Source organism: Terriglobales bacterium (genome assembly GCA_035543055.1).
Lineage (GTDB): Bacteria > Acidobacteriota > Terriglobia > Terriglobales > Acidobacteriaceae > JAIQFD01.
Genome location: DATKKJ010000199.1, coordinates 1 through 5,055, shown reverse-complemented (window position 1 = coordinate 5,055; position 5,055 = coordinate 1). Strand labels below are relative to the sequence as shown.

The following is a 5,055-nucleotide window of genomic DNA, read 5'->3' as shown; positions in this document are numbered from 1 at the left end:
GACCCCGCGCTCCAGACCGAGCGCCAGCCGCTCTACCGCCAGGCCGCCGGGCGCATCTTCAACCTGCTGTTGCGGGTGATGCTCGGGCTGCGCTACAAGGACACACAATGCGGCTTCAAGGCCTTCACCCGCCGCGCCGCGGGCCTCATCTTCCCCCGCCAGCGCATCGAGCGCTGGGGCTTCGACCCGGAGATCCTGTTCATCGCCGACCAGCTGGGATTGAAGACCCACGAGGTGCCAGTGCGCTGGGCCCACGACGAGCGCTCCAAGATCTCGCCCCTGCGCGACGGCACCCGGATGTTTGTCGAGATGCTGAAGATCCGCTGGAACGCCCTGACCGGGAAATACCGGTAGGCTACAAACGGTCTTGGTGGGCCCGCCTGGATTCGAACCAGGGACCAAGGGATTATGAGTCCCCTGCTCTGACCGCTGAGCTACGGGCCCCAATTGCCAGTATAGAGGTCCTTCGCGACGGAGCGTCGCTCAGGATTTCGGCAGCGGACTCCCGCTCCCCTTCGACTTCGCTCAGGGTCGCTCACGCCCGCTAAACGCCTCAAATCATGAGCCGTCTGCTCTAGCGCTGAGCTACGGACCCGCGAAGAGCAGGCAAACCCTAGTATAGGCGGAGAAACGCGGGTAAGATATCGGCCATCAACGAGAAAGCCCAGGTACCCAGGTATAAGGAGAGATCGGTGTCGTTCAGGACAGGGCAGCGGTTGCGGGCGCTGCGGGAAGAGCTTGGACTGACCATCCGGGACGTGGAGGCGGCCAGCCTGCGCATCGCCGCCAAGCACGGCAACGAGAACTTCGTGCTCACCCTCAGCCGGCTGTCGGACATCGAGAGCAAGGGCATCCTGCCCAGCCTGTACCGGCTGTACACGCTGGCGGTCATCTACCGGCGGGACATCCGGGAGCTGTTCGACTGGTACGGCATCGACCTGAACGCGAGCGCCACCGACCTGTCGGCGGTGGAGCCCGCCAAGACCCACTTGAGCACGGTCTGCGACCCCCCCAGCGTGCAGGTGCCGCTGCGGCTGGACCCGGGATTCGACCTGCGCCGGACGGTGAACTTCGGACGCATGGTGGAGCAGTGGGGCCTGGTGCCGCTGGCGTACCTGGCCAAGTTCGCCAATACCGATTACACCTACGGTTACATCGGCAGCGAAGACTACACCATGTACCCGATCCTGATGCCGGGGTCGTTCGTGCAGATCGACGAATCGGTGAACAAGGTGACGGAAGGGATGTGGCGCTCGGAATACGAGCGCCCCATCTACTTCGTGGAAACCCGTGGTGGGTACACCTGCTGCTGGTGCTCGTTGCGAGGAGACCAGCTGACGCTGCAGCCGCATCCGCTGTCGCCGGTGCCGGTGCGGATGCTGCCCTACCCGCAGGAAGCGGACGTGATCGGCCAGGTGATCGGGGTGGCTATGCGCCTGGGGTCGGTGACGGCCGCCGAGCCGCGGACAACGCCGCCAGGGCCGAAACGACTGAACTGAAGTGCTCGGGGCTCCCGCCTTCCGCATTCTCCGGCAGGTAAGAAGACCACTGCGCGGCCTCCTCGGCTGAATACTCGCCGTCCAGGCGGCGCAGGGGCGTCCGCAATATTTCCAGGAACAACTCGGAGTGGGCCTGGGCCAAGGCGCGCTGGGCGGCGTGGTCGCCGAAGGTGCGGGCCAGGCCCCAGTGCTGATAGCGGCCATCGGGGGCGCGCAGCTGCGCCAGGTATTGCAGGCGCTGCCAGGCCCCGGCCAGGGCGCTCAGGGTGCGAGCGCAAAAATCGTCGTAGGCGGAAGAAATCGTCATCTTGTTCCGAGTTCGGAACACGGAACGGACCGTGTCCGCCCCGCCCCAGTGTCTCTCCTTCTGGGACATTCAGCGGGAGATTGCCAACCAGGCAATGAGGAGTCTCCCGTGAAACGGTTCGTACAGATTGTAGTCCTGTTGCTCGCCCTTGCAAGCACCTTATCTTCGTCGCCGGTCCCCCGCGGCATCGACCCCTGGCCGACGTGCTCGCCCAGCAGCTGCCCGTAATAGGCGCCAGGAGAAGGTCATTGTGGCTTGGCCGCCGGGGCGGTATGCTTGGCCGGTCAAGCCACCGTGACGCAAACCCTTCAATACGTGGTGTGGCTCAGCGGCATAGCGCTGCAGGGCGCCATCGGAGGAGTGATGTTGCGGCGGAGGCTGTACCGAGAGTATCCGTTCTTCTTTGCGTTTATTGCGAGCCATCTCGTGCGGTTCGCGATCCTTTTCGCGCTTTACCAGATGGGCCATCGCCGTGGGTATGCCCTGGCTTACGGTTACCTGGAGGCGCTGGAGGCAATCCTGTCGTTCGCCGTCGTGTATGAGCTGTACGCGGTGACGTTCCGGGCGTATCAGGGGATACGCGAGCTGGGATGGATGTTGCTGAAATGGGCGACGGTGATCCTGGCGGCGGTGGCAGTGGTGAGCGCTGCTGCTGCGCACGGCGGGGACTTCGACCGCTTCTTTGCCGGGCTGTTCACGCTGGAGAGGAGCATCAACATCGTGCGGGGAGGGCTGCTGTTCCTGTTCTTCCTGTTACACGCGTCCCTGGGGCTGCGCTGGACCGCGGTCCGGCTCGGGATCGGGCTCGGCCTCGCCTTGGTGAGCAGCAGCGAGCTGGTCACGTTCGCCGTGGTCACGCACTTTGACCGCGAAAGCATGCCGGTCCTGTCCCTGATCTCAAGCGCCGCCTACAGCTGCGCGATCCTGATCTGGCTGATGGCGGTCTTGCGGCCGGCGGCGGAGCCGCGGCCGGCGCCACGGCCGTCGGGCTGGGACGTGGAGGGCTGGAACACGACGCTGCTGGAGTTGCTGCAGAGATGACGATCACCATCATCTTCGTCGCCGCCGGATTCGGGCTGGCCGTCTTCCTGTTCTCCGTGGCGCGGGGTACGACGGCCGCCAAGGGCACGCTGGAGGAGGTCGGAAGCGCGACCCGGCCGGTGGACCTGGCGGCGTTCCGCAACCTGGTGGACCCGGCGGAGGACGAGTTCCTGCGCACGAACCTGCCGGCGGCGGCGTTCCGGCGGGTGCAGCGGGAACGGCTGCGCGCCGCCATCGTGTACGTGGAGCGCAGCGCGGCCAACGCCGCAGTCCTGCTGCGGATCGGGGAAGCGCTCAGCCGCGAGGACGCGGAGGCGGCCGCGATGGGGCGGGAGATCGCCAATACAGCGCTGCGGCTGCGGGTGTACGCCCTGCTGGTGCTGGCGATCCTGCACGCACGAGTGTGGTTCCCGTCCATCACCACGCCGGTGCAGGAGGTCGGCACGCGCTACGAGGAGTTGCGCAACCAGTTCGGGCGGCTGGCGCGGACCCGCAGGCCGGCGGAAGCAGGACACCTGCTGGCGGCGCTGTGAACTGAGTACTCCGTACCCGGCGGAGGAAGCCCGGTGCAGGAAAAAGCAGCTCGCGTGGGGCAGGCACTTTCCTTCGCCTTCGGGGGCATCCTTGTAGGTGCTGATTTCCCCGGCGCAACAAATGGGGGTGGCAGCCCTAACCTGTGCTAAGGGCTGTTCACGCCAGTTATCTTGAGTTCGTCTCTCGAATCATGTGGAATTTCCGCATGGGCAGGATTGGACGCAGCGCCATATTGCTTACGATTCTTATTGCGTGCAACACGCTGTTTGCGGCGCAGAGAGTGCGCTACTTCAAGGCGGAGCACGGCGTGGGCGCTACGTATGTGAAGCTCGGAGCCGATGGTCGTTACAGCGTGATTGACCGTGAGCACATGGGGGTTTTTCTCACAGATGAGGGACACTGGCAACAGACCGGGACAGTGGTGACGTTCAGACCCACAGACTCAAAGAAACCGTCGTATCAAGCCTCTGAGGTCAGCTATCGCGGCAAAGTCTTCTTGGCAATAACTTCCACGCATGCCGAGGCCGGAATTGTTATTCCAGCCGAAGACACAAAAAAGGCTCTCGATACGTATCCGACTGAATTGCCCGACCATGTGCTCTTCAAGATCACGGCCAAGACTTATCAGACCGAAATCAGAAAGACCTACCCGTTCCACTACATCGGCAAGGATTGATTGCGAATGGTTTGTTGATAAATCGGCTTATCACTAACTTGCGCCTTTGGTTCGCTTTCTGACCGCTCTTGTGGTCGCAGGTCGCGCAGACACTAGGGATGGGTGGCTCAGGGATTACTTGTGATAAGGGCTGTTAACGCCAGTTAACCGCTAAATAGCCTGCCCTGTCAGGCCGCGTTGATGAGTACGAGAATCGTGACGTTCCCGTCAAGATCGAGGCAGCGGACCACGGAGTAGCCTGCGAGACTTGCGTGCAAGCTCCGATAGTAATAAATAGGAATCATTGAGGGGGGCATATCATGGTCGACACGCCTGCTGGCGCTCCGAGTCTTTCTCCGTGGTGGAGACACTCTGCGATCCTCGTAATGATCGCTGGCTTCTCGGTTCTATCCTATGTCACGGTTCTGACCTACACGAACGCTCCACCGATCCCCGAGCAGGCCGTGGACGGAACAGGAACTGTGGTTTTCACCGGTGCCGACATCCAAATGGGCCAAGAGGTCTTCCTGAAGTACGGTCTCATGGAGCACGGAACCCTGTGGGGCCATGGGGCTTACTTAGGTCCTGATTACAGTGCGGAGTACCTGCATAGGCTCAGCGAAGTGACCCGGGACACGATCGCTACCGAAAATTACGGCAAACTCTTTGCGCAGCTTTCCCCGGACGAGCAGAGCGTCGCATCTGCGCGGACGATGACGGTGCTCAAGGAAAACCGGTACGAACCAGCCTCGCGAACTCTCCGGCTCTCTTCAGGCGAGGTGGCTGCCTACCGCACACAGCTTCGCGAATGGAGCGACTACTTCACCAGGAAGGACGCCGCTCCCGGGCTACCAGCCAACTATATTCAGAACCCCGGGGAGCTGAAAGCTCTGACCGCCTACTTCGCTTGGGCGGCCTGGGCCACAACGGCGAATCGCCCTGGGAAGAATTACTCATACACTAACAACTGGCCCTACGAGCCCATCGCGGGAAACCGTCCTTCCACCGAGGCCTATGTT

Annotated in this window: 7 protein-coding genes and 1 tRNA gene; 6 read left to right on the top strand and 2 right to left on the bottom strand. The window is 62.7% G+C overall.

Annotation, left to right across the window (positions count from 1 at the left end):
• A partial coding sequence (locus VMS96_13235) for a hypothetical protein (GenBank protein HVP44390.1) occupies window positions 1-354 on the top strand: 354 nt, incomplete at its 5' end.
• Between the two features lie 14 nt (window positions 355-368).
• On the opposite strand, the gene VMS96_13230 is transcribed toward VMS96_13235, so the two are convergent.
• Window positions 369-444 (bottom strand) — tRNA-Ile (locus VMS96_13230).
• A gap of 248 nt (window positions 445-692) precedes the next feature.
• Between VMS96_13230 and VMS96_13225 the strand changes: the two genes are divergently transcribed.
• Window positions 693-1,499, top strand: a complete 807-nt coding sequence (locus VMS96_13225) for a helix-turn-helix transcriptional regulator (GenBank protein ID HVP44389.1) — start codon at window positions 693-695, stop codon at window positions 1,497-1,499.
• Here VMS96_13225 and VMS96_13220 read toward each other — a convergent pair.
• On the bottom strand, window positions 1,429-1,806 hold the full coding sequence (locus VMS96_13220) for a hypothetical protein (GenBank protein ID HVP44388.1): 378 nt from the start codon (window positions 1,804-1,806) through the stop codon (window positions 1,429-1,431). The two genes, VMS96_13225 and VMS96_13220, sit on opposite strands and share 71 nt — an antisense overlap.
• A gap of 255 nt (window positions 1,807-2,061) precedes the next feature.
• On the opposite strand from VMS96_13220, the gene VMS96_13215 reads away from it, so the two are divergent.
• The 4 genes from VMS96_13215 to VMS96_13200 form a co-directional block, all read left to right on the top strand.
• Window positions 2,062-2,847: a hypothetical protein gene (locus VMS96_13215; GenBank protein HVP44387.1), complete on the top strand. Its 786-nt coding sequence runs from the start codon at window positions 2,062-2,064 to the stop codon at window positions 2,845-2,847.
• A complete protein-coding gene (locus tag VMS96_13210; protein ID HVP44386.1) occupies window positions 2,844-3,380 on the top strand; it encodes a hypothetical protein in 537 nt (178 codons plus the stop codon). The genes VMS96_13215 and VMS96_13210 overlap by 4 nt, the downstream gene beginning before the upstream one ends.
• A gap of 191 nt (window positions 3,381-3,571) precedes the next feature.
• Window positions 3,572-4,057 carry a hypothetical protein gene (locus VMS96_13205; protein ID HVP44385.1) on the top strand — a complete coding sequence of 162 codons (486 nt, stop codon included), beginning with the start codon at window positions 3,572-3,574 and terminating at the stop codon, window positions 4,055-4,057.
• 299 nt (window positions 4,058-4,356) lie between these two features.
• Window positions 4,357-5,055, top strand: a 699-nt coding sequence (locus tag VMS96_13200) for a hypothetical protein (GenBank protein ID HVP44384.1), incomplete at its 3' end; no start/stop codon positions are given.

Bases quoted from the DNA above. Each gene is read 5' to 3' on its own strand.
- VMS96_13220 (HVP44388.1), bottom strand. From the start codon at position 1,806: ATGACGATTTCTTCCGCCTACGACGATTTTTGCGCTCGCACCCTGAGC.
- VMS96_13205 (HVP44385.1), top strand. From the start codon at position 3,572: ATGTGGAATTTCCGCATGGGCAGGATTGGACGCAGCGCCATATTGCTT.
- VMS96_13210 (HVP44386.1), top strand. From the start codon at position 2,844: ATGACGATCACCATCATCTTCGTCGCCGCCGGATTCGGGCTGGCCGTC.